The 22,808-nt window shown below is 33.6% G+C and carries 22 protein-coding genes and 8 pseudogenes; 11 read left to right on the top strand and 19 right to left on the bottom strand.

What is annotated here, in order from left to right; translation table 11 throughout:
* The 3 genes and pseudogenes from BR72_RS24385 to BR72_RS24375 form a co-directional block, all read left to right on the top strand.
* A pseudogene (locus BR72_RS24385) lies at positions 1-194 on the top strand (IS4 family transposase); the annotation flags it as partial.
* Positions 195-456: 262 nt separating this feature from the next.
* Positions 457-720 (top strand): annotated as a pseudogene (locus tag BR72_RS24380) (hypothetical protein).
* A 12-nt stretch (positions 721-732) separates the two neighbouring features.
* Positions 733-1,359, top strand: coding sequence for a hypothetical protein (locus BR72_RS24375; RefSeq protein WP_035438005.1), 627 nt, complete (start codon positions 733-735; stop codon positions 1,357-1,359).
* Positions 1,360-1,788: 429 nt separating this feature from the next.
* On the opposite strand, the gene BR72_RS24370 is transcribed toward BR72_RS24375, so the two are convergent.
* The 4 genes and pseudogenes from BR72_RS24370 to BR72_RS24355 all read right to left on the bottom strand — a co-directional run.
* Positions 1,789-3,225, bottom strand: a complete 1,437-nt coding sequence (locus BR72_RS24370) for an IS4 family transposase (RefSeq protein ID WP_035438003.1) — start codon at positions 3,223-3,225, stop codon at positions 1,789-1,791.
* An 87-nt stretch (positions 3,226-3,312) separates the two neighbouring features.
* Positions 3,313-3,530: pseudogene (locus tag BR72_RS27300) on the bottom strand (VOC family protein); the annotation flags it as partial.
* A 233-nt stretch (positions 3,531-3,763) separates the two neighbouring features.
* Complete coding sequence (locus BR72_RS24360; protein ID WP_035438001.1) at positions 3,764-4,735, bottom strand: beta-channel forming cytolysin; 972 nt, start codon at positions 4,733-4,735, stop codon at positions 3,764-3,766.
* A gap of 323 nt (positions 4,736-5,058) precedes the next feature.
* Positions 5,059-5,592: pseudogene (locus BR72_RS24355) on the bottom strand (Tn3 family transposase); the annotation flags it as partial.
* 1,351 nt (positions 5,593-6,943) lie between these two features.
* Between BR72_RS24355 and BR72_RS24350 the strand changes: the two are divergent.
* Complete coding sequence (locus tag BR72_RS24350; protein WP_035437996.1) at positions 6,944-7,219, top strand: hypothetical protein; 276 nt, start codon at positions 6,944-6,946, stop codon at positions 7,217-7,219.
* A gap of 296 nt (positions 7,220-7,515) precedes the next feature.
* On the opposite strand, the gene BR72_RS26600 is transcribed toward BR72_RS24350, so the two are convergent.
* The 3 genes from BR72_RS26600 to BR72_RS24335 all read right to left on the bottom strand — a co-directional run bounded on the left by BR72_RS26600 (position 7,516) and on the right by BR72_RS24335 (position 9,795).
* The gene (locus tag BR72_RS26600) at positions 7,516-7,662 is read right to left on the bottom strand and encodes a BC1881 family protein (RefSeq protein ID WP_035437995.1); all 147 of its coding nucleotides are present in this window, start codon (positions 7,660-7,662) and stop codon (positions 7,516-7,518) included.
* A 546-nt stretch (positions 7,663-8,208) separates the two neighbouring features.
* Complete coding sequence (locus BR72_RS24340; protein ID WP_197059970.1) at positions 8,209-8,670, bottom strand: CarD family transcriptional regulator; 462 nt, start codon at positions 8,668-8,670, stop codon at positions 8,209-8,211.
* A 216-nt stretch (positions 8,671-8,886) separates the two neighbouring features.
* Entirely contained in the window at positions 8,887-9,795 is a 909-nt protein-coding gene (locus BR72_RS24335) for an acyl-ACP desaturase (RefSeq protein ID WP_035437992.1), read from the bottom strand.
* A gap of 868 nt (positions 9,796-10,663) precedes the next feature.
* Here BR72_RS24335 and BR72_RS24330 point away from each other — a divergent pair.
* A complete protein-coding gene (locus BR72_RS24330) occupies positions 10,664-10,963 on the top strand; it encodes a hypothetical protein (protein ID WP_035437990.1) in 300 nt (99 codons plus the stop codon).
* A 207-nt stretch (positions 10,964-11,170) separates the two neighbouring features.
* Here BR72_RS24330 and BR72_RS24325 read toward each other — a convergent pair whose 3' ends face one another.
* From BR72_RS24325 to BR72_RS26140, 5 genes are all read right to left on the bottom strand, one after another.
* Positions 11,171-11,320, bottom strand: coding sequence for an aspartyl-phosphate phosphatase Spo0E family protein (locus BR72_RS24325; RefSeq protein ID WP_035437988.1), 150 nt, complete (start codon positions 11,318-11,320; stop codon positions 11,171-11,173).
* A 482-nt stretch (positions 11,321-11,802) separates the two neighbouring features.
* Positions 11,803-12,240 carry an SMI1/KNR4 family protein gene (locus tag BR72_RS24320; protein WP_035437986.1) on the bottom strand — a complete coding sequence of 146 codons (438 nt, stop codon included), beginning with the start codon at positions 12,238-12,240 and terminating at the stop codon, positions 11,803-11,805.
* Between the two features lie 405 nt (positions 12,241-12,645).
* Positions 12,646-13,278 (bottom strand): class I SAM-dependent methyltransferase, encoded by a 633-nt coding sequence (locus BR72_RS24315; protein WP_035438027.1) that lies wholly within the window; start codon positions 13,276-13,278, stop codon positions 12,646-12,648.
* 286 nt (positions 13,279-13,564) lie between these two features.
* Positions 13,565-14,083 (bottom strand): NUDIX domain-containing protein, encoded by a 519-nt coding sequence (locus tag BR72_RS24310; protein ID WP_035437984.1) that lies wholly within the window; start codon positions 14,081-14,083, stop codon positions 13,565-13,567.
* Between the two features lie 226 nt (positions 14,084-14,309).
* Entirely contained in the window at positions 14,310-14,519 is a 210-nt protein-coding gene (locus tag BR72_RS26140) for a recombinase family protein (RefSeq protein WP_331280412.1), read from the bottom strand.
* Positions 14,520-14,527: 8 nt separating this feature from the next.
* Here BR72_RS26140 and BR72_RS27295 point away from each other — a divergent pair.
* Both BR72_RS27295 and BR72_RS26130 read left to right on the top strand, forming a co-directional pair.
* A pseudogene (locus BR72_RS27295) lies at positions 14,528-14,722 on the top strand (nucleoid-structuring protein H-NS); the annotation flags it as partial.
* Positions 14,723-14,728: 6 nt separating this feature from the next.
* Entirely contained in the window at positions 14,729-14,956 is a 228-nt protein-coding gene (locus BR72_RS26130; RefSeq protein ID WP_098088251.1) for a zinc ribbon domain-containing protein, read from the top strand.
* A gap of 234 nt (positions 14,957-15,190) precedes the next feature.
* On the opposite strand, the gene BR72_RS24305 is transcribed toward BR72_RS26130, so the two are convergent.
* The 6 genes and pseudogenes from BR72_RS24305 to BR72_RS24280 form a co-directional block, all read right to left on the bottom strand.
* Positions 15,191-16,420: an NAD(P)/FAD-dependent oxidoreductase gene (locus BR72_RS24305; RefSeq protein WP_035437982.1), complete on the bottom strand. Its 1,230-nt coding sequence runs from the start codon at positions 16,418-16,420 to the stop codon at positions 15,191-15,193.
* Between the two features lie 271 nt (positions 16,421-16,691).
* On the bottom strand, positions 16,692-16,853 hold the full coding sequence (locus tag BR72_RS26900; RefSeq protein WP_035437980.1) for a hypothetical protein: 162 nt from the start codon (positions 16,851-16,853) through the stop codon (positions 16,692-16,694).
* A 198-nt stretch (positions 16,854-17,051) separates the two neighbouring features.
* A complete protein-coding gene (locus BR72_RS26595; protein WP_156107979.1) occupies positions 17,052-17,195 on the bottom strand; it encodes a hypothetical protein in 144 nt (47 codons plus the stop codon).
* A 261-nt stretch (positions 17,196-17,456) separates the two neighbouring features.
* Complete coding sequence (locus BR72_RS24295) at positions 17,457-17,684, bottom strand: hypothetical protein (protein WP_035437978.1); 228 nt, start codon at positions 17,682-17,684, stop codon at positions 17,457-17,459.
* A gap of 566 nt (positions 17,685-18,250) precedes the next feature.
* Positions 18,251-18,544 (bottom strand): annotated as a pseudogene (locus BR72_RS24290) (NAD-binding protein); the annotation flags it as partial.
* Positions 18,545-19,169: 625 nt separating this feature from the next.
* Positions 19,170-19,514: a hypothetical protein gene (locus tag BR72_RS24280; RefSeq protein ID WP_035437974.1), complete on the bottom strand. Its 345-nt coding sequence runs from the start codon at positions 19,512-19,514 to the stop codon at positions 19,170-19,172.
* Between the two features lie 219 nt (positions 19,515-19,733).
* Here BR72_RS24280 and BR72_RS24275 point away from each other — a divergent pair, with 219 nt between their 5' ends.
* Positions 19,734-19,949, top strand: a complete 216-nt coding sequence (locus BR72_RS24275) for a ribosomal-processing cysteine protease Prp (protein ID WP_231559771.1) — start codon at positions 19,734-19,736, stop codon at positions 19,947-19,949.
* 343 nt (positions 19,950-20,292) lie between these two features.
* On the opposite strand, the pseudogene BR72_RS27710 reads toward BR72_RS24275, so the two are convergent.
* Positions 20,293-20,526: pseudogene (locus BR72_RS27710) on the bottom strand (transposase domain-containing protein); the annotation flags it as partial.
* 220 nt (positions 20,527-20,746) lie between these two features.
* Between BR72_RS27710 and BR72_RS24270 the strand changes: the two are divergent.
* From BR72_RS24270 to BR72_RS24265, 3 genes and pseudogenes are all read left to right on the top strand, one after another.
* Positions 20,747-21,847, top strand: coding sequence for a response regulator aspartate phosphatase (locus BR72_RS24270; protein WP_035437970.1), 1,101 nt, complete (start codon positions 20,747-20,749; stop codon positions 21,845-21,847).
* Positions 21,847-22,005 (top strand): Phr family secreted Rap phosphatase inhibitor, encoded by a 159-nt coding sequence (locus BR72_RS26585; protein ID WP_156107978.1) that lies wholly within the window; start codon positions 21,847-21,849, stop codon positions 22,003-22,005. Before BR72_RS24270 ends, BR72_RS26585 begins: the two co-directional genes overlap by 1 nt.
* Positions 22,006-22,464: 459 nt before the next feature.
* Positions 22,465-22,698, top strand: a pseudogene (locus BR72_RS24265) (alpha/beta fold hydrolase); the annotation flags it as partial.
* Positions 22,699-22,808: the final 110 nt, after the last annotated feature.

Raw genomic sequence — 22,808 nt, 5'->3', positions numbered from 1 at the left:
CTGAAGAATTACAACGACATATGTCTCCTCATGTTCTAGAACACCTAGCTAAAGAAAAAGGATTCGTTCAGCGAAAGAGTAAATATCAAGCAAAGGAGTTAGTTGCTTTATGTGTATGGCTTAGTCAACAGGTCGCAAGTACATCACTCACACAATTATGTAGCTGTCTTGAAGTATCTACAGGTGTTCTTATTAGGGGTCACCATACATCGCTATCAAGCTAAGAAAACAAAATACCTCCTAAACGAAAATTTTGTGTTTTTTATAGGTAAGCGGCAAATAATCTGTTCGCGAATAATAAAGTTGTTAAAAATAATAAAATTATTTCAAAAATAAAATAGATGTTTTGAAAAATGGTAGTAATTAGAATTTATAATTTTTATCCTGTATAATAAAAATGGGATATTCCGGTATTTTTATAGTTAGTAAAAAGTTATTCTAAAGGGAATATGTTGGGTGAATCATAGACGCAAGAAAAAGAAACCGAAACAAATAAGAAAAGAAACTGTTCAGATAAAACCGATAGTAGGAGAAGAAAGAACATTAAAGGAGAGTAGTAACAAGCTGGTTGACATTCTCCTTGGTATTCTTCTATTCCCAATTCTTATATAGGCTGTCTTGGAAGGTTCTAAAACACAAGTAAGCAAAGGAAAGACTTTCCTTATTATCGTTTTCTTTATCTTAATTACAATAGGGTTATCTATGATAGGAAACAAATAAGGGGGAGTTCAGATGTTTAAGAAGAAGGAGAAAAAAAACATTTACGTTAGACTTGTTAACACACAAGGGGAAATCATTCGAGAGTTTGATTGTACAGAAAAAGACTTGCAAGAAGTAAAAGAAAATGGTGCTGAAATTCGTTTGGTTGGAGATAACTCATATGAGATGGTAGCAACCGATGAACAACTAGAAAAACTAGCAAGAGTCGAAGTAGAAATCAAGGCATGGGAAGACGCTTTAAATGAGAGTTTGAATGAACGCGAAGAAAGAGAAGCAAGACAGAAGGAATTGAAAGAAAAGAATAAATGGAGTACAAAGAAGAAAGTAATCGTATTTGGACTGATATTCTTTGTATTTATTGGATTACCTATTATCGAGGGGTATCAGGATAGTAAACTAGTTGAAGAAGGTACATCATTAAATGCAGAAATTGTAGGTAGGCATGTAGAGAAGGAATTCATGTTTACACACCCAACATTAGTAGTTGAGGTAGACGGTAAAAAGCATAATGTATGGGTAAGTGAAAAGACATATAACGAAGCAGAGTGGTTAGGTAGACTAAAAGTCATCAAAACAAAAGATGGTAAAGTTGAGAGAGACCCTAGATATGAGGGTGAAGATTTAATCACGAGGTATTAAGGAGTATGTTTTTAATATTCGCTTCTCAAATTAAACAACATTATTATTTGCAAAAATTGAATCCATTAAAATAAATTTTAAATAACTTTAATAACCTCCTATCATATTGTTGAGGGGAGGTTATTGCTATTCTAAAGATAAAATTAAAGAACTTTATTATCTCAATACATAATCCCCACCTAGTTACGGCTTTTGTGAATGTAAAATGTTAGATGAAGAGAGTATTATTTTTGAAGCCAGCTGTTATAAACGCGGATTGAAAATGTAATGAGTAAGGAAGAACCTACTAGGGGTCACCATACATGCCCATCAACTTAAGAGTGGAAACAAGATGAACTTTCGTTCATATAACCAAAAAACTTTTAAAATATTTGGCATCTTTAAAAATGAGCATACCAAATAAACCTAGATAGGTATCGTTTTTAAAAATTATGCAGCTTTCTTTTGTTTTTTCATTCCATTATATTCATAGACAACGCCCAAAATATCAAAGACTGTTTTCTTCTCATACCTATGAGATTTCCGCCCATTCTTCTGTAGGAGGTGGAACAGACGGATAAGAATCTTTGTTATTTCTTGGGTGTTTTGTTGTATGGCTTGATACAAGATGTGTAAATGATCCTTAATCATTCCAATTGCTTTATATTCGCTTAATTCTTTTTGTTTCTTTTGTAAAATTAATTGTCGCATCTTAAACATAATAGAAGAGCATAGAAAAATGGAAATAAGTTTCCCATAAACATGACATTCTAATCGCTCTTGTTTGATATTTTTCCAATGATGAATTTGAAATAGAGATTTCCAAGTTTTAAAGATGATTTCTATTTGCCAGCGGAGAGAGTAAAAATCATGTATTTGTTCCATTGGAACAATCTCCCAAGGTGTATTGGTAACATAAATGTTCATGCCAGCTAATCGTTTGCTTTTTTCCGAATATGTAATGCCCTTTTTGCTTTCCGTATACACTTGTTTTTTCCTTCGCTCACCAAGTTGTTTTTCAGTTAATCGATACATAATCACTCGAGTGAATAGCTTTTTATCCTTTCCAATATAAGCTTCTTTTATTTCATAGGACTGTCCTGGTTTTAAGGTATCCATAATGTGCTCTAAATCAACTTTGATGTACTGAGATTGTTTTTTTATGACCCCATTTCGAAAGTATTCAGGAAATTCATTTTTGATATACACCCTATTGTTTAATTTGAGCCGTGATATATAATACACGCCACGTTGGTCCATTTGATCTAAATCATCCAGTGAATAATAGCCTAAATCCCGAATACATAGATCACCAGGACGTAATGTTGCTAAACATTCTGTTCCAAAGGTTTTATCATTATTTTTCCCTGGTTCCACTTGAAAATTTAAAAATTGGCCACTATGTAAATCATATTCTAACTGGATTTTTATACCCGCTGTTTGAGCACAACCACCTGATCCAGGATACACACTAGCTAAATGCTTTGGCACCTGGAAAATTGTTGCATCTAAAATACGAATTCGCTGAAAATAAGCGATTGAAGAGCTTGGAATCGCTGATATTTCACAAATTTTAATTTTTAGTAATGTAGAGAAAATGTGTTTTAAAAAGAAAACAGCTTTTTTATTGAAACGTTTATTGAGTCCTTCAGGGCTCATAAGAGTTCCTGTAACAGCATGAAGTTGACTACACAGTCTCACTAAAGAATCACTCGCTACCCGTTGACTAATCCAGACACAGATAGTAGCTAAATCCTGCCCTGAAAACTTACGTTTCCGTTGTACAAAACCTAGCTCTTTAGCGACATTTTCCAGAAATGAAGGAGTGAGATGTTTATATAATTCTTCAGCAAATAATTGTAGCTCATTTTGAATCGAAAGATTCATAAAAACGTCATCCTTTCTGTATATTTTCACAAAAAGAATAACGTTTTTTCCGTTTTATAGATACAATTTCATTCATTTTTCTTGGTGTTATGCATCCCATTCACTTAAATAGGATGCAGATTCTAATCCAGAAAGTATACACTTGCAGCCGGCATCCATCTTGGAACAATTGGCTCTTGATGTCCTTTTTCCTTGCTTCCTACCACTCCTATTCCACGATTCTCTAACAACAATTCATAAGTCTTTAGAAATTCTAAATCTACACCAAAAGCAAAGTGTTTTATCTCAAGATCTTCAATAAGGTGAAGCGCTCCCCCAAGAAGCACCTTCGATTCATTTTGTTGTATGATGAGGAATAAAAAGAGCAGCTAGCAAAAGCTAACTGCTCGGATCTCCAAGGAAGAGTGAAGAAAATATTATATCACCAACAGTATTGAGAACAACAAAGAGGAAAAATATAAAATTGACAGTTTTTTATGCATTAACTGTTAAATATTTATAAGTTTAACTATACTATCTGTAAACGTATTATTCACTTTTACTTGTGAACGATTTTATTATTTTTCCAATCAATTGTGTAATTATCTATAGCTTCATTAGTTCTTACATCTTTGCGATTTTTTCCGGACCAACCTACAAAGGTAGAATATAATTCATAATCATCTTGTACTCTAGCATGTTTTACAGATAAATCAGTTGAAGTTTCGTTTTTATCTGCAGTTACAACTGCCAATGTACTTGGTTGAAAACCAAATCTTACTAGAGATGGGAATTCATCATTAGATATAAAATTGTCTACTGCATTAATGTATGCAGTACGTGAGCTCATAAATAACTCATTACCATAAATAGCATGATAGGAGTCTCTAGTGTAAAATCCCCATCCTCTATTATCAAATTTACTAAATTCAACTTTCCAATCTACTTTTTTATCCGTAGAATTTTCTAAAAATGTTTTATAATCTGGTTGGTCATATGTTACAGTATTTGACCAAGATGCACCAACTGATGGTTTTACTATACCTGATGATGGATCTCCTGCTTTAACATCTAAACTTCCCCCTATATTATATGAAACAGTAGAAGATACTTTTTTTGTTTCTATTGCATTTTGGGGTGCAACGTTATAAAATTTCGCACTATCATTACTTGTAATCTCTAATCCTGTTTTATAGGCAGATGGCCACCCTACACGACCATAAATATCCGAACCAACACGATTAAATCCTGAACCAATATTACTTCCTTCTGTAGAAATAATAGCATATTTTTTATCAGTATTTGGATCATCAATAAATGAAACTTTTATGGAATTCTTTATGTTTTCGTTAGCATTATAAGTTGTATCTATGCTATTTATAACTTTTGCACCTTTTCCGATATCTTGAATTGAATCGGCATATGCAGATGCAGAATTAAATGCTAATGATCCACTAACAACAGTAGTGGCTAGCGCTAAAACTTGTACTAGTTTTTTAGACTTTTTCGTGCTCTTCTTTTTAGTAACCATTTTATTCTCCTTTTATATTTATTTATATTGATAAATTCATCTTATTTTATATATCTTTCAAAATCCTTTCATAAATATTACAAAAGTCTTGCAAATATATAATAAAAGAATCTCACCATATCACTATCAAGCTAAAAAGAGCGGGTTACTTCAAAACAATAAAAACGAGCATAATGCACAAAATTTTCGTTTTGGGGTATTTCAAAATCTTAAGTTGATGGGCATGGGGTCACCATACCATTTCGGGAAAATTGTACGTTTAGACACAATTTGGACACATTTCAACCAGTTCCCTGTACGTTAAGGAACTGGTTATTTGTTTTTCACTGCTTTTTTATAGGGTTTTTATCCCGTAATGGTCTTAAATTATTAAAATTTGTTTTTAGGTTTAAGTTCCACACATAATCACCTGTCAACGTAATATGTTCCCATCCAAGTGGAGATATATGTTGTAAATATTCCTCTGGAATGTTCACGCCTTTTGCCCGTAAAGCATCTACAGCACGTGATATATATACTGTATTCCATAGTACAATTGCTGAAATAAGAAGTTGTAAACCACTCGCTCTATGTAATTGATCCTCATAAGAACGAACACGAATTTCTCCTAATCGATTAAAACACACAGCTCTAGCAAGTGCATGTTTTGCTTCACCTTTATTTAAACCAACCTGTACACGTCTTCTAAGTTCAGGACTTTGCAACCATTTTAATGTATATAAAGTTCTTTCAATTCTTCCTATTTCACGCAGAGTTACAGATAAGCTATTCTGCCTTGGATAGGCCGCAAGTTTCTTGAGCATAAGGGAAGCTGTGACGGTACCATTACGAACAGAGCTAATTAATCGTAAGGTGTCTCAAAATCTTAGCTTGATGGGCATGTGATGTCTCCCCCGTATCATAAATTATTAAACTCTACTATATATAAGAAGATACAACCTATACATCATTCATTTTATTGGCTTGCGATATTGTTAATTTTAAAAAATTCGTAATCCAGATCTCATTCTATATAAATCGATTTTAATTTTTCGATATATAAGTCGCTGCTATGTAGCAATACAGCATGAGCTGCACATTCTTGCTCCCTTTGTTTTACACCTCGCATGTGGCCAAAAAAGACCTGACCGCTTCTATGCACGGCCTGATGCTCTCGTCCTCCTCTAAAAGAAAGGGGTTTTTATGTCGGCTTTTAACGTGCATATATAACGCATTTTATTCTCTCTTTACGATAGTGAAAGTTCCTTTGCGTGCATATCGTTAGAAACCTTTAAAAAATTTATCCGTTTATGCAAAGAAGAAATAAACACATTATCGCTCATATAAATTAGAGATTGAAATTTGCTTATTTTTTTCATTCCTATTAGTTGAACTTCTTTACATTCAATGAAAACCTTTTGTAATAGTTATGAAAGGAATTTGAAAGATGTTTAAAGTAAGATAAGTTTATTGCGAATATATACGCAAACTACCTTATCAACTGTATATTATCTTTCTATTACCCTAAAAATTAGAATGAATCGATTTTTGAATTTTGGGCAAGATATGAGCTTCAAAGTACATTTGGTATAAGCATCGTCTACTTCAACAGGTGCTATTAAAACAAATAATTGAACATGAATTTGCTCAGATGTGTTAGAAAAATAAGATCGATCAAACCGAGCTCCCCCAAGCTCTTTTAAACATAACAAAACCCACAGATTGTTTTCTGTAGGTTTTGTTATGTTTAATACTTTTTCTTAAACCGTTATACAAATAAGGGAACTTTTTTAGATTAAATTGTAAGAACAAAGATCCTAATCCGCCTGTTCCACCTCCTACAGAAAAACGGACAGAAATCTCATCGATATGAGAAGAGGACTGTCTTTGATATTCTGGGTGTTGTTTATGAGTATAATGGATTGAAAAAACAAAAGAAAGTTGCATAATTTGAAAAACGAAACCCGTTAGGGTTTATTTGGCATGCGTATTATTAAGAGTATGCTTCTATTTTAGGAATGCTTTACCTCTACAAAATGAAAGTACACTTTGTTTCCATTCTTAAGTTGATGGGCATGGGGTCACCATATCAAAAAAAGAAAATTGTACGTTAAGGAATTAGTTTGTATATTTGAGGAGATGTGCGAGACAGATGTGAATTTAGGGGAATCCAATATTTCTATTCAAATATGATAGAATGGAAATATATCCAAAACGGAGGGAAAAGAAATGAACTCAAACACGAAACAGTTTATTTATGATATCCAGCAAAGAAAGAACAATTATATAGAAAATGTATTAATAGCAATACAACACTCTAAAAAAGAGCAATCTGAACAGGTCATTCAAAATATAGTAGAGAAGATGGATATGATGATTAGTCTAATTACTACGTACATGAGGATTGAATCAGGATCTACGGAAGAATTAAAAGAACTTCAGAAAGAAATTATCCATGCTCAAGCATATATCCAAAAACGAATATTTGAAGAAACACAGAGATAAAACCCTGTGTTTTTATTTGGTCGTCTATGAAACCAATCTGTTATAAATCAAATTAAAGGAAAGAATATATCGTTTTAAATAATTAGTTTTTTTTTCATCAACTAATTTATATAACGCAAAAAGAAATCCTACCAATATTAAACTTTCCACCATGATAATCCCGACCCTCTCCTTCCTTTTACCCCCAACACATCAGATGAAAGTTATGTATATCCCATATTAGCTGCAGCAAACAAAAAGGATCTTCCCTTCTCGTAAAGGCTGATCCTTTTCTTCGTTCATTCAACTATTTTTAGCTATTCTTGATTAATTAGAATAACAGCTGGTCCCTCTACACAAATTCCACCAACTTCGATTTTTTCATAAGGCTCAACTGTAATAGAAATGATCCCTTCTCGCTTCTTTAATTCATTACTTAATTCTTTTGTTAACATTTTTTTCATGTGTGCACTCCTTCTTACTGCTTAATTTACTATTGGTATGTAAATTAAATTAAAAATGGTTACCTGGTCTGGAAACCATTTTTTGTAGTTGACCATATGGTGTTACCAGTTCGTTTATCAATTTTACGTAAAGAAGATAAACAATTACTATTCACTGTCTGAGTAGATGTAAGGAACTCTTAAAGATAGTGGTGAGATTGATTGTTTTTTCTTCTAGAAATAATGACTTAGATAGTAGATTACCTAAAACAATGAAAGCCCTACCTCTCTTTCATCCTTACGGCTCCTTGTCCGTGCCAGTGTGAATCAGGATTGCAAAAATCAAGTGACTATTTAATCGAGTTATTTGATGAAACTTCAAACGTTCGAAAAAGAAATTTAAAAATAAAAATGGATAAGATTGAAGTAATAACAAAAGAGGTTCCTACTCTAAAAGTGAGTTGAAGAAGTTGAATGTCTTTGAAATGATTTACTTTTAATAATCATCATATTCCCGAAAAATTCAGGATATTTTCGGGGGATGTAATACATTATCTATAATGAATCTTAACAGAAACCTTTTATTTGATTTTCAGTGATCCCTTTAATTAATCCTAGTTCACTAATCAAAAATTCATGTGCGTTATCCAACATTTTTTTTTCGCTTGTATTAAGTGCCTTTTCTTTATTTATACGCATTAAATCACGTACAACTTCAGCACCTTCTTGTATTTCACCCGTTTTTATTTTATCCGTGTTCACTTTATACCTTTGTTTCCACGGCAATAATTTATCTGTTTCTCCATGCTGAAAAATGTGTATAATGTGTTTTAATGCAAGTATATCAGTAATTGGGCGTATACCCGAACTTGATATTTTACCCATAGGAATCATGACTTGCATATTACTGATTGACATTTTTATCACATAATACTGTTGTTTTTTCCCTGAGAATTCTTTTTCTTCTATGGCTTCAATTATACCTGCTCCGTGCATTGGATAAACAATGTTATCGCCAATTTGAAACATATAATCCACCTCCATATATGGTAACCTTCTTAACCTTAACACACATATGATTTTTTATCAAATATTTTATAATATCATAAAATTATTTTTAGAGTCAACCACTTTTCCTTTAAAATTTAAATTTAATAAAAACAGCAACAAAACAATAGGGAGTGTGTCAGATTTCCAATAAGGGGAAGGTGAATTTTCCCGTGTATATTCTGAAACATTTACTCTTTAACGTAGATCAGTTTCCCCTAGAAAACGACCCAATCTATCTCGTATTTTTTTCAATCTTGTGTGGTACTCCAAAATCTCAATTCTTGCTTTTTCAGCTAAAGGTGCAATTGGTCGTAAGTCTTTTAACCCCCAATAATTAATCACTACATCAAGTACTTGATCAAAATATTGTAGTGGTCCATAGTTCGCTTCTTTTGCAATTACAGCCATTCTATTTTCAAAATCTGGCATGACAGCACCTGGCATTTTAAAATTCCTAATCACATTGGCAATATGATAGCAATAATTAGGTTCTAATTCCAAATGTGTTCGAATGACGTCTCGATAAAACGCATAATGAAGAGTTTCATCTTTGGCAAGACGGCGTAATAATGTAGCAAGATCTGGATCATGCTTACTTGCAACCTTAGCTACATTATTATAAAACACCATCGTTGCAAGTTCTTGTAGCGTCGTATACGTCATGGCTTCGATTGGTGTATGAAAATCAGGCTCAAATCCATCCTCAACGACTGACTTTCTTAATTCATGTATACGTTTAGGGTTCACACTTCGAGTGAGTAGTAAATATGTCTCCAATAAATTCGAATGTTGATCCTCTTCTGAGGTCCAAGTATGAATAAAGTCTGTAATAACAGAAAGAGAACCTTTAAAAGTCGCAGATAAATACGTTGTAAACCAGGGTAAATTCACTTCTGTTAATAAAGCTGTTTCAATGGCCGTAATTACACCCGAAGGAAGAGTAACTTGACTTTCATCCCAAGGAATTCTTTTAAAGTCCATTCCCTTATCCCATGGTAAAAACTCATGATACCCCCAGTCTATCTTCTGCGCTCTTATTTTATGTTGTTCATACAGTTCTTTTAAACGTGGTTCTAATCGGAAATCTAAATCATTTGTTAGCATATAAGTGCCCCCTTTTCTTACCATGGATATTCATCCTATTTTTACCCTTAAAAATTTTCTACAAATGAATATTACTTTCCTTTTTTAAGTCAAACATGACAAATTTGTAACAAAACTCTTTAAGAGCCCTATATTTTTATATATTTTTTTAAATCAAAAGGGGAACCGTTACATATATGTGAACGCCAGAATAAATTTTACAGTTTTCGCTAATATGAGCTTTACACTTTTAGCCACATTTGTCGCTCACTTTATTTGGAGAAGCAGGTATGATAGCCTTGTAGCAATAGCCATGGTTCTTTTATTACCAAGGCTTCAAGGCTGTTTATCATACCTGTAGAGGCTCCATGTCAAGTGAGCTATGCGCAATCTAAAGTGTAAAAGAGAACTTAGCAGAAAGTGTAAAATTCACCTTGGCGGTTACAATATATTGTCCTTGTATATAAAAGGGGTTCTGAGGCATACGGTATGTTGCTTAGCCTAGATAAAAAAACGATCATCAGTAAATAGAGAATAAAACTCATGGATGAAGGTACTCGTCATGTTGTAAATCTTGGTGATTGTAAAAAGGTGCATGCCCATAAAGAATCGTTTTATAATAAAGATTAATAAACAATTAATCTTTCCTGCATTTTCACTACTTTCTAATTTTGTTATTGGTAGCAAAAACTGAAAAGAGTAATGGTATTTTATACACACTAACAACTTATTTAGATGTAAAATCCAAGATGTTAGATTAAGCGCTTGAAAAATATATACACTTGATGAGATATCCTTAAACGACAATTCCCAACAAAATCACTGTACATTGGCTATGATGGGGTTATTTACACGGTTAGACCGTGCACAAAGGGAAGAGGCGATAAACATGCAGTCAACGGAAGCACATATGAAGGAAAAACAACGTAGAGAAAAAATAGAAATAATATTTAGTCACAGGGTAAAAGGAGAAAGTTATTTTCACGGTTCCTCCTATCAATGGAAAAACATTGTATACCAAAATTATAATAGGATACAACAAAAAGAGTTAGAAATTGAACAACTCATTTTAAAAATGGAGAAATCAGGGATTCGTTTTACGCAGCACCGTTCACTTATAAAATATCCCATCATTGATTTTGTAAAATATATAGCTAAGGTTAATAAGGAAAACCTCGAAATACAATAATTATATGTTCGAAATAAATAATCATATTCAAAGGAAACCTTTATACAAAGTTTATTTTTGAAACTTTGTTAACAAAAAGCACTAAAAAATGATTGAAATAAGAAAAATAGCCCTTCACCTGACCCCTTTTGGTCAAGTGAAGGGCTATTTTTTTCATGTTTTTACACGTATCTCGGCTGTACGCCATAAATCTCATGAAAAAATTCTTCATTGTCCTTTCATGAACTTAAAAATTAAGCAATCTAATTCTCGACTTAATGTAAGTACCTTTTTATGGTTGATACCATATTCGATAACGAGTTGAATTAATTCGTTCTTTTTATCTTCTATCACACTATGTAGCTTTGTTAATTTCACCTATAATTTCCTTTATACATATTGGATTAATCGGAAAAATATTCAAATAAAAAACAAGCCTGATAATAACATCCTTGTCTTAAAAACACATATACAAAAAACAACACTAATAAAGAGGATACAATACAAATTAAATTTTTCAAAGGTAATAAACCCAAAAATTTGAATGAATTTCATATTGTTTTTTATTTAACCTTAGTTCTAGGATAATACACTTTGTTATCTGTAAAAGTATACCTTTACAGATAGGTAGAATACTATAAAAAACCACGTCTATAAATGTCTATTTCTCACTTTACAGACATCCATATTTTCCGTATACCTTTACGGACATAATTGGTAAAATTAACATTGAGGTGTAGTGTAACTTTAGGAGATAATTTGCGTAGTTTTTAAATGGTAAATTGCATATAGAGAGGGGTACGTGGGCAGTTGATGGGATACCTAAAAAATAAGCCCCGCAACTGCGGAGCTACAATGGCTTAATCCTCATAATCCTCAATAGCCTCTTCTAATTGTTGAGATAAGAATTCATAAAAATTTTTAGCTTCAAATATTGTCTTCTTACTTACAAAATCCCATGTTACAACTGGGCATTCTCCATTTTCTAAATTTGTGGTATCTAAACAATACAGATATTCACCTAAGTCCCATATAACAACATATTCTCTTGGCATATCCATTTTACGATAAGCTTCAGTATCTAAGATGATTGGTGAATTATCTAAAGAGCCCACACAGGTTAAGTCTATTCCTAATACTCCACCACCACCGTAATTCTTTAAAAACCAGCGGTAACTTTCTGGAAATGTACATTGTAATTTCTTTTCGATTTCATTAATAAGAGATTCGTCAACACTACCGTGAAAATCGCGTTCTTCTTCGAATTCACTAAAAACTTTCGAAATCCATTCTTTCATTTATTTATCCCTACCTTGTACTAGATTGTTCATATTCTGCAACTCTCATTTTCCAATAATGAAGGGTATAGCCGAGATATACACGTTATCTTAACTCCAAAGTGACAATCATTGTTAAATCAATGGTTGTCACTTTGTTTACATGTATTCAATGTAGTTTTAAGTTGTTTAATTAACTCTGTTTGAGGAAAATTTATACTAATCTGGCTTTATAAACCAAAAACTAGTCAATAACACGAAAATAAAGTGTTAGATTGTTTTTTGGTTTATTGCATTATCGATCCCCGTGAGCGGAACAAAAAAGGTTTGAGTCTCTTTGTCCGGCTGCTTTCGACCAGCTGTCCCGACGGTCGGATTCACATCGGCAAGTTCGTCGGCACACACAGCCCCCTCCCGAGGCTGCCATCAGCGGACGCAAGCTGCCATCTCCCAGCAAATTTTCGGCTTCCGGTAGCGGTGCATGTCCGTTTCCGTCAACACGTTGATCGCCCATCCGTCAAACAACCGACGCATATCTGCTTCGTCAAAAAAACGTTTCCGCCGCCCCTCATGCTCGTAATAACGGGGTTCCAATTCGATGCCCTGGCCGGCACCGTAATGAACATCGCGCGTGGAATTCAAGCGGGCTAGCAGCAATCCGCCAGTGCCGACAACTCTCGCAATTTCGCTAACGATAGAAACAGTATCGTCCCAGTGAAAATAATGCAGGGACAAATCCGCGACAACCGCCCTCGCGCTACCATCCGGAAACGGCAATCCTCCTGTCATATCGAATAGGTTTGTTTCAACGCCTGGCACATATTTGCGTATAATCGCCAACGACTCAGAGGAGAAGTCGCAGGCGATGACCCGATAACCTCGTTCTGTTAAAAACAAAGAGTCGCTGCCATATCCGCAGCCAAGATCAATGACCGGTCCATCTTGGGCCAATTCTAGCATCGGCTCGTATTTTTCCAGCCAAAAATCTACTTGCGGCTTGCCGAGATTCACATCGGCAAACACCTCGTTCCAATGTTCAGCTTCTGAACGTCTCGTCATGGTCAGAACCTCACTTTCTGCGGAGAAGAGCGTAATAATTAGATGCTTGTTATCATTTTGACAAAAGGAACGCTTCCTTTCTAGATCGCACATACCTGTCCGTTAGCTTAATGCCTCCCGGTCAGTCTAAGACTTTATTTCCTTAAAGGGGGTTCACCAACATTTTCCAATTATCTTAACTTCGATGTGAGAACTAGTGGAATATCAATGGTTCTCACATCGTTTACATGTATTTAAAGTAAAATTGGTTTTAAATAAAGATTAATCTTTTAGAGTTATCGCCCCATTAATTGAAAATAGGCATTTCCCAATCCTCTAAAATTGCCCAAGTAATTGCTGATTTTCCTTTTAGAGATTTCATTGAACCTACATATATATTTTCATTTGATTCACGTAAATGATTGTAATGTTTCGCTATTTCAATTGTTGTTGCTGAAACATTTTGGGCGGCAATATCTTCAATTTTCACCCATTTTAAAGACCCTTCATCACTTTCAATTAAAGTAGAATTTTTAGATACAGTACCAAAGAACCCATATTGTATTCGGATTTCTTGATTTTCTTTTGACCTAAGTACAACATATCTAAGTGTTAAATTATTTATGTAATCGCTCTTTAAACCTGTTTCTTCTTCTATTTCTCTTAAACATGCCTTGTGGGGTTCATTGATTTCATCGCCCTCAATATGTCCTCCTATTGGAACTAAAAATCCTGCAAGGAATGTATCCTTTGGTTTCTTTTGAAGAAACAATACTTCTTGTTTTTCATTTAAAAGAAAAGCAACAGCCATTTGTCTAAGTTTCAAAACCTCAACCTCCTAATCTAATAGAATACAGTTTGTATTTTTTAGTATAGTCCTTCTTTAACAAACTTGCATACGTTAGTAGGCCTCACCCTATCATTCCGAGAATTCTGTACGTTTAGACGCATTTTTGTCACAATTAACCTCTTTTGCTGTACGCTAAGAGATATTTGTTCAAAAAATCTTCGTTTTTGTTACGCTGATAGGTTATTAATTAGCATTTTCTGTCTTATTCCCCTTTTTCGGGGGATGGGCAAAGAAACCCAAATTGAACATTTTTTTTACGAATGATATCCATGATCTCGTATAGATGTTTAACGGAGCGGGCTAATCGATCTAGCTTATAAACTACAAATACATCTCCCTCGCGAAGCATATCCAAAGCTATTTGTAATTCTTGTCGATTCTTTTGAGCACCTGATACTTTTTCCTGGTAAATACGCTCACATTGAAAAGCACATGTTAGAAATGCGACAAGAGTGGGAGTGAGGCTATATCATACCTTACATGATCTCTGGTGTACTTAATGAATATCCACGTGTCGCCATGGCTTACCGTGATAGCGCCGATCGTGACAAATTCGTAGATTTTTATGACAAGGTAACATCACCCGAAGTCACTCTGGCTCCAGCATCGAAATAGGTTAGATTGCTAAAGGTACCTCTATTGTTTCTCGTAGACGAAGCATACACTTCTCAAACATGCCCTTGTTGCCAAAGAAGAAAGAAAGTGCGGACACGTAACTACGTTTGTGTGTGCGGCTACGAAGAACACTGGGACATTCACGGTGCCCGCAACATTTTGGCAAAAGAACTGTACGGAAAGATGTGTCATATCCCGGAAGAAACGAAGAGAAAGTATTTGTGGATTGCGTAAGCAAAAAGTAGTAGACGGTGTGTTCCCACCCTTCTGCATGTGCAGAAGTTGCTTAGTCAAATGAAGAAAAGGAGTCCCTGCATAGGTGCAGAGAGGAGATGGAAAATCCGCTTCTCATGGGACCTTGTCTTTGTTGATGCTAAGAAATCCCCACTTCAAGCGGAAGCGAGTAAGTGGGGGAGGTTCATAGCGAATTATTTTTGTACTTAAATCACTTAATCTCTAAAATCATTGCTAGATCGATTGCATAATTCGTGCGAGTTCTTTTTCTAAAGCAGCGGGCTCGTTTGCATAATTGTAAATCCCTAAAAACTTCTCTATAGCCTCTGGATGGGAACTGATTAGCTTGTTGATAGCATCCTGTTGTTCAGATATGCGTTCATTCTTCGAAATTTGGCATCCCATGTGAAACCGAACCATAAACTCATCTTCTATTGCCTTTTGATATTCTTCAGACATTTGATTTGATTGATCGGATTGTCCCTTATATTTTGATAGAATATTGGATAATATACGTGCTCCACATATAGCATCATGGATACCCTGCGCCATGCCAGGATCTTTAAAACAAACTGCATCTCCAACCAACGCCCATCCTTTTCCCATTCCTTTATACCAGTAATTATCATATCCGAGAATGCCTTTGACCGGTTCTACTAGTTCTGCATTTTTCAAGCGCGCCCCAATTGTTGTATTCGGAAAGTTATCTGTAAAGAAATTGCGTAGACAGCTTTCCGGATTTAATTTCAACCGTTCTATCAATTCCTTATTTTCTAATGGGAAAATGCCGACAATTACATATAAATCATCATTCGTCGGAAAGAGAATGGCTGTGTTATCTTTTATCTTGTATACTTCAAATTTAGGGACATTATCGTGGCGAAATCCAGAGAAATACCCGAAATAGATGCCGACTGTTGCCGGAATACTTATTTTGAGTTCACTTTTTACCAGCTTGCGAATAATAGAGGATCGGCCGTCTGCCCCGACTACCAGGCGAGCTAAAAATTCTTGTTTCTCGTTGTCGCCGTCTAAACCTTTCACGCCTATCACTGTTTCGTCATCACGGATGACATCCGTCACACGAAATCCTTCTAAAACAGTTACATTCATTTGGGTTTTGGCTTGTTCAAGTAGAATATGATCGAGATAAGTTCTTCTAATACAATAACAACTTTCCTCTCCGTAAACCTCAGGGATGAGACCTTCTATCACGGTATCCTCAAATTGAAATTTAATATCCCGTACCGGCGGTACTTTTGTTTCCAATAACTTGTCCAGGACACCGGTTTCTCGAAGAAGAGCGACAGTATTATTGAAAAAGGTATGGGTTGATAATGTGTCCCTTGGAAAATTCGCTCGGTCCACTAACAACACATGGAAACCTGCCTTAGCAAGATAAATTGCCAGGGTAGAGCCGGCACATCTAGCACCGGTAATGATGACATCATACGTCTTATTCATCGTATCACTCCATTTTCAATTACAATTATTAACTTGCTTATCCATTAGCAGAGTTCTAAAGTTAATGCCCCTACGAGTTAAAGTAATGGGGAAAATTGATAAGAATGCACTACATACATAAAGTATGGAAGCTAAAACGAAATAAGTACAGAAAATTCCCACCTGCTATACAATTAAAAAGAATTTGTGGTAAAAATCGGAATGATAATTTAAGTATTAAATAAAGGTCCGTTTACTATTATAACTGAATTTCTCTTCTTTTTAAGAATATCTATTCCTTTTCTAGCCAAGAAATGGGAACTTCTTTTTCGCCAGCTACTTCAAACTGAATTTCTCCATTTACTTCAAAAACCCGTTCGATAATGGGTATTGAAATCATTTTATTTTCCTTGCTCTTTCTCTTTCGTACTAGTTCTAAGTCGATAATATTCATGATGAAATCCCCTCTATATTTGTAAGACAGCAAAAAAAGCACCCACATGAGTACTTTTTTAACTTGAATCACCATTTTACTTTTTGAGCTGTTACTCTATGCATATTTTACCATATTTATCTATGATATTTAATGGAAAAAATTTCAGATGTGGCGGGTTATTCTGTGAATCGTTTCCGTACCCCTTATATAGATTATTTAATCTTCCTCGGAAGATGCAGCAATTTCTGAGGAGGTAGAATCTTCTGAAGTTGCTGCGTTTATTTTTTCGATGATTTTGTCTTGAATTGATTCACTAATATCAGTAAAAAAGTTTACTTTTTCAGTTACACTACTACTCATTTTGTCCTTTCCTTATTGTAGCTCCGCATTTGCGGAGCTTATTTTTTTAAAAGAGGTAACTCATCAACTGTCCACGTACCCCTTCATAATAATATTTAAAGGGACTTTTCTCACACAAATAATCTACACAACAAGGAGTACCGCCAGCATTTTTGAAAAAAAACACGCTAGAAAAAAATAATAAGCCGCCCATATGGACAGCTCATTTACATAATAATCGTTATTGGAAGCTAATTTTTAATATTACTGTAATCCACACTACTAATCATTCTCACCTGAATACACTTTTAAGTCTTCCATTGCTATGGTTATAGCATGTTTTTCTGTATCAATTAACGATAACCCCTGTTTAATAGGGGCCCAATACTCATATCCGTCATCCTCAAACCACGCAAAAACTTCTGTAGTGAAAAAACCATCATTTCGTTTGATAACTTGGACTTTGTATCTTTTGCTTGAGGAAACAATCTCTTTAATAATTTCTTCCATTGTCTATCTTCCTCTACCTTTTATCCAAATTATACCACATCAAGAATATAGATAATGAAAGGTATTTTAATTGTATAAGGTATTCATGTGAGGTTAACATAACGCATCATTATCAGTAGCAAGGACAACAGGCGGCCCATACTCGTACAAGGGTTTCGCCTGTTTCCTTTTCTATGAATCTATGCATGTTTTTATACATTCCTGTCTTGGAGCGGTTTTCGGTCTTCCGATTGTTTGTTATGACCCCCTATTTTTTGCATAAAATCCTGCATAATTTCTGCATGATGACTGCTCCTCGTATATTATATTTAAGCGGTCATTTCAGCTTTAATTTTTCTTAATAAGAGGCCCGTAAATGAACACTTGGACGTCTCAAGATATTTCTAGATAATGGTCTTAGAATCATTGGGGACAATTCTCTTTCCTCCTGTGGACTTACCACATAAAAAAGAGTGTTTCTCAGTTATCGAATTTCGATCTCTATAAGAAAACTTAACCTGTATGAAATTCATACAGGTTAAGATATACATTCAAAACACCATACATAAAAAATTATGTTCTGTTTATTATTTTACTGTTGTTTGTGTACTTTCTGATAATAACTGATATAAGGCTTGGGTTCCTAGGTTTTCTTTTCCTTCATTTTCTAAAGTATTATATAATGATTTAGCTAGTTTTAGCCCTGGAGTTTTGAGCTGTATCTCTTCCGCCGATTCAATAGCAATTTTCATATCTTTTATAAAATGTTTGATATAAAAACCAGGCTCAAGGTCTCCAGCAATCATTCTAGGAGCTAAATTACTTAATGACCAACTTCCTGCTGCACCAGTTTCAATGCTTTTTAAAACGGTAGTAAGATTATATTTGCATTCAATACACGAAGGAGATTATGAAACTACTTATCTTTTTTATAAAAACGATGCCAAGATGACTGAGGAAAAGAAGCAATTTTTAAAACAAGCACCTGAGTTTCATGGGAAAATTTTCTCCTCCTTCAGATTTGTAAGATCATCTGTTTCAATAATAAAAAATTCGGCAGTCATTGATATGTCGCCGTGGATCGATAAAGAATTTCAATTTCATATGTACCAAAAAGATGGAACATGGTTTATATACGACGTTCCTTTTCAATAATTAAATAATATATCTTATTGATTTATCAAAAAGAATGCTGGAATCCCAGGATTCTTTTTATATTTTTGAAAGTAAACTTTTAAATATTAGTTTACTTTCAAATTACCAAAAACATTCACTTTATCTCAATCCCCTTAATATCCTCAAAATTAGAAAGAAAAGTATACATTCAAAACACTATAAATAAAGAGGTACAGAAACCCATGAATAAAAAATTTATTTTAAATAAAATCAATTTATGAATATATGTAATTTAAATTATTAAAAATAATTAATATAAAAAACTCTGATTTTAAAAAGATCAGAGTTTTTTTAAATGACATGGTGATCCCTTATATAATAATAAAAAAATTATGATAATTGCATACTAACATTAATAACAATTACAACACCTAAAACTAGAATGATCCAAGTCCAATACTTATTTGGAATGAAAAATAATGAAGAATTATCTTTTATTTGAACTCTTTCTCCGGTTTTTTCATCGACGAGTGTTCGTACATCATCAGATATAAACTTTTTAGTAAAAAAATAATTAATCATCGCTATAGATATAGTCGAAAATATTCCTTGCAAAATAAATCCAGGTTTATCTTCCGTGTTCACTTGCAAAAAACTAAAAAGAATTGCATTTATCATAAACCCTAAAATAAATGCTAAGGCTACTAACATTCCTTTACCTCTCCAAATAATCATTACAATGACTCCTTTCAATTTCTAAATAATGGGACATGCATATTACATTATATTAATTTATGGAGTATTAATCTATTTTAATGCTCTTTCAATCCGTTCTTTTGTATCCTCAGTCAAAAATGGCTTTGGAACCTTGTATTGCTCCTCAAAAATTCGATTTATTCCTCTTATGGTGAAGATATTGTTTGTGCTAGTGTTTCAACAATAACTATTGGTACAGTGAATGTTATAGAAAGGTTTTGCCAAGTGAAAATGCAAATAGAGGTACGCGATGGATATTTAAAAGCAATAGTACCAATTGATAGAAACGACAAAAAAGGATTTTCTAAGTCTGGTCATGATATACAATTATTACTACAGTCTATGGCATATACGCTTCGAGATTTAGAGAAAACTTATGCGAAACATATACGTATTACTACAAAAAATATATAACTGAAGAACTTCAGATAACGCTGATTATGTGAATGGAAAGTCCCTTCAGTACTCTGAAGGGACTTTTAAAGGTCTTACGATATTTTGATTTTATGTTAGTAAAAAGTGCTTTCATGTACAAAAAACACCTTATCAGTCTACAACTATTTTTTAACAGTCTAAAACATTTTTTAATGAAACAGGTATAAAAATTCAGTTAGAATATGATTTACATAGTGGTTATAAATAGTTTGATTTGTTATCTCCGTTCCATAAGTTCTAGACAATCCGTAAGAGGGCTTCTCATCATGAATTCCTGCATTTAAATCAGAGATAAGCTTATAAAGATATTGGAAAGAAGGCCGATCGTTTCAATAGCTGGTTCGTGGGTTTCAGAATTACTTTCTTTCTCAGCTGCATGAAACAGTTCTAAAGCAAGTTGATTATTAGGTGTTTTTTCGCTAGACGTACCAAACCGTTTTTGTTGACTAAGACGAAATTATTCTTCATACCATCTCACTTTTGCTGTGAGTTCTTTTACTTGAGCTTGAAGCGATTCAATTGTGGGTTGGTTTGAATGTGAAGGTGTTGTTTTCATAATTTGGTTTGACAAGGACTATTTGGCACAACCAGAACTATTGAAAAGCAATACTTTAAACGATGAAACAGATCACACACGAGAATTGCGTGCTAACCTTTTGGAATGAAATTAATTCAGAATATTCTATTTATTTATGAGAAATCTTGTAGTAAAATTCATAGTATCCAATTCCTGTTATTATCAGATTAAGACTAGATATAGAAAGAAGGGGGATATTATGAACGTTCAGGCAAAGCGAAACGAGAAATTAAACAAATTGTTGAATGCATGGTATGAAGAAATTCGTTTATATCACGTGAAGGAAGCTAAACAGTTAAAAGTAAGAATAGAAGAGAATTTACAGGAAATTGAAAAAAATCAATATCTTTCACTTTATTATTCACTACTTGATTTTAGATATAAAGTGCTCGTAGATGGACTGAGCATTACAAAGAATTCGTTTGCCGAAATCGAATCACTTTCTACAATGAAAGATCAATTTTTGTTTTTAGCTTACTATTATCATTCTTTTAAGGCAATACATTATACAATTCTAGCAAGTTACAACGAAGCGAAAAAGCACTTTGAAGAAGCGGGAAAACTGTTATCCTATATTCCAGATGAAGTGGAAAAAGCTGAATTTGAATATAGAATCGCAACTTTTTATTATCAGTCATATCAACCATTTGAAGCGATTCAGCACGTATTACAGGCAAAAGAGATATATTCAAATTATGTAGGATATGAAATCAATATTGCTTTATGTGACAATGTATACGGTTTAGCTTGTATAGATCTAAGAGAATTTGGGAGAGCCGAAGAATGTTTAAATAAGGTCATAGATGTTTTTAAAAAGCATAATGAAGAGCAGCTATTAGTAAGGGTGCGCTACAATTTAGGATGGTTATATAACATGCAAGATTTATATCCATTAGCTATTCGACATAGTTCTGAAGTAATCGAGAAAATATCGAATCATTATAAAGCGTTATTTGTTCTAGCAAGATCATACTATAATTTAGGAGATACTCATACAGCGAAACAATATATAGGACAGGGAATAGAAAGCGCAATTCAGTCAGGAAATGAAGAATATGAGCATCGTTTTGCAATCTTAAATGAATTAACCGAAGAAGTACCTAGAATTAAATTAGAAAAGATTATTACAGATGGAATTTCTTATTTTGAAAAAGAAGAAATGTGGGATTGCGTAAAAGAATATGCGGAAATTTTAGCGTTACAATTCTATGAAAATAATGAACATGTTAAGGCAAGTAAATATTTTTATATTAGTAATAAAGCTGATAAAAAACACTTAAAAAAAGGAGCGTTGAAGTGATGAAAACAATAAAAAAAATGGTGTTAGGTGTGGTATTAGTAGGTACTTTAGCATGTAGTAGTAATATTCTTACTTTGTCAAACCAAGTATTACAAAATGGCGGAGATACACCATCACCAGAAAGACCCGATTTTTTCGTTGATGCGTCTAGAAAATAGCCATAAAGAGGTTTTATGTTTAACTTCTTCTTACAATATATAAAAGCACCTATATTAATAAATTATCGAGAATGAAATTTGAAAATTTCAACAAATAAAGAACCTGTTAGTTGAAATGCATTACTTCACAATCTTTATTAATAAAAAGGCAATGAGAATAATATTAAGTAGTTCAGTTATTGTGGAGAAAATCTAAAATAACGAGCTAAATAACACACAAAAAAGCTCAAAGTCCCTATATGACTCTGAGCTTTACTTCTGTATGAGGCTTATTCAATTAAAGCCCCGTTAGTGAATTAACTATTTTCAGAAGAAATATTTAATACTTTGGGAAAATAAAAAAAATGAAACGGCTTATTCAAAAAAACAGGTATGATGGCAACTGTTATAGAAGGGGTGGACATTGACATAAACATGCCCATGCGCGACTCAATTTTACTAGAAACAGAGGAGAAGAACATGAACCACTTTTTTGTAGAGTGTAACGGTTATAATGTAAGTGTCTGTGAATGGGGAGATAAAAATAATCCTCAAATTATTTGCTTCCATGGTTTAGGAAGTACAAAGTTAAGTTTCATAGAGATAGCTGAACAATTAAAAGATACATACCATATTGTATCTTTTGATTTACCTGGACATGGAAAAACATCAAGTTTTGAGAAAGATGAAGATTACGGTGCAGCTTATTTAACATATTTCCAAAAGAATTCCCCTTCCTCAAGGAATGAGAAGGGTGAAGCCCAATGAGTAGGGAGGGGATGAATTTTGGTTGGCGTAAGCCAAAAGGTTGAAAAAGGAATTTC

It is taken from the genome of Bacillus sp. UNC322MFChir4.1, from assembly GCF_000746135.1.
Classification (GTDB): Bacteria; Bacillota; Bacilli; order Bacillales; family Bacillaceae_G; genus Bacillus_A.
Note: the sequence above shows the minus strand (reverse complement) of the source record. Positions and strands in the feature narration are given on the sequence as shown.

What these genes read in the sequence shown, in the direction of transcription:
- BR72_RS24375 (WP_035438005.1), top strand. Translation starts at nt 733, where the DNA reads ATGTTTAAGAAGAAGGAGAAAAAAAACATTTACGTTAGACTTGTTAAC.
- BR72_RS24370 (WP_035438003.1), bottom strand. Translation starts at nt 3,225, where the DNA reads ATGAATCTTTCGATTCAAAATGAGCTACAATTATTTGCTGAAGAATTA.
- BR72_RS24360 (WP_035438001.1), bottom strand. Translation starts at nt 4,735, where the DNA reads ATGGTTACTAAAAAGAAGAGCACGAAAAAGTCTAAAAAACTAGTACAA.
- BR72_RS24350 (WP_035437996.1), top strand. Translation starts at nt 6,944, where the DNA reads ATGAACTCAAACACGAAACAGTTTATTTATGATATCCAGCAAAGAAAG.
- BR72_RS26600 (WP_035437995.1), bottom strand. Translation starts at nt 7,662, where the DNA reads ATGAAAAAAATGTTAACAAAAGAATTAAGTAATGAATTAAAGAAGCGA.
- BR72_RS24340 (WP_197059970.1), bottom strand. Translation starts at nt 8,670, where the DNA reads ATGTTTCAAATTGGCGATAACATTGTTTATCCAATGCACGGAGCAGGT.
- BR72_RS24335 (WP_035437992.1), bottom strand. Translation starts at nt 9,795, where the DNA reads ATGCTAACAAATGATTTAGATTTCCGATTAGAACCACGTTTAAAAGAA.
- BR72_RS24330 (WP_035437990.1), top strand. Translation starts at nt 10,664, where the DNA reads ATGCAGTCAACGGAAGCACATATGAAGGAAAAACAACGTAGAGAAAAA.
- BR72_RS24320 (WP_035437986.1), bottom strand. Translation starts at nt 12,240, where the DNA reads ATGAAAGAATGGATTTCGAAAGTTTTTAGTGAATTCGAAGAAGAACGC.
- BR72_RS24315 (WP_035438027.1), bottom strand. Translation starts at nt 13,278, where the DNA reads ATGACGAGACGTTCAGAAGCTGAACATTGGAACGAGGTGTTTGCCGAT.
- BR72_RS24305 (WP_035437982.1), bottom strand. Translation starts at nt 16,420, where the DNA reads ATGAATAAGACGTATGATGTCATCATTACCGGTGCTAGATGTGCCGGC.
- BR72_RS26900 (WP_035437980.1), bottom strand. Translation starts at nt 16,853, where the DNA reads ATGAATATTATCGACTTAGAACTAGTACGAAAGAGAAAGAGCAAGGAA.
- BR72_RS26595 (WP_156107979.1), bottom strand. Translation starts at nt 17,195, where the DNA reads ATGAGTAGTAGTGTAACTGAAAAAGTAAACTTTTTTACTGATATTAGT.
- BR72_RS24295 (WP_035437978.1), bottom strand. Translation starts at nt 17,684, where the DNA reads ATGGAAGAAATTATTAAAGAGATTGTTTCCTCAAGCAAAAGATACAAA.
- BR72_RS24280 (WP_035437974.1), bottom strand. Translation starts at nt 19,514, where the DNA reads ATGATTATTTGGAGAGGTAAAGGAATGTTAGTAGCCTTAGCATTTATT.
- BR72_RS24270 (WP_035437970.1), top strand. Translation starts at nt 20,747, where the DNA reads ATGAACGTTCAGGCAAAGCGAAACGAGAAATTAAACAAATTGTTGAAT.
- BR72_RS26585 (WP_156107978.1), top strand. Translation starts at nt 21,847, where the DNA reads ATGAAAACAATAAAAAAAATGGTGTTAGGTGTGGTATTAGTAGGTACT.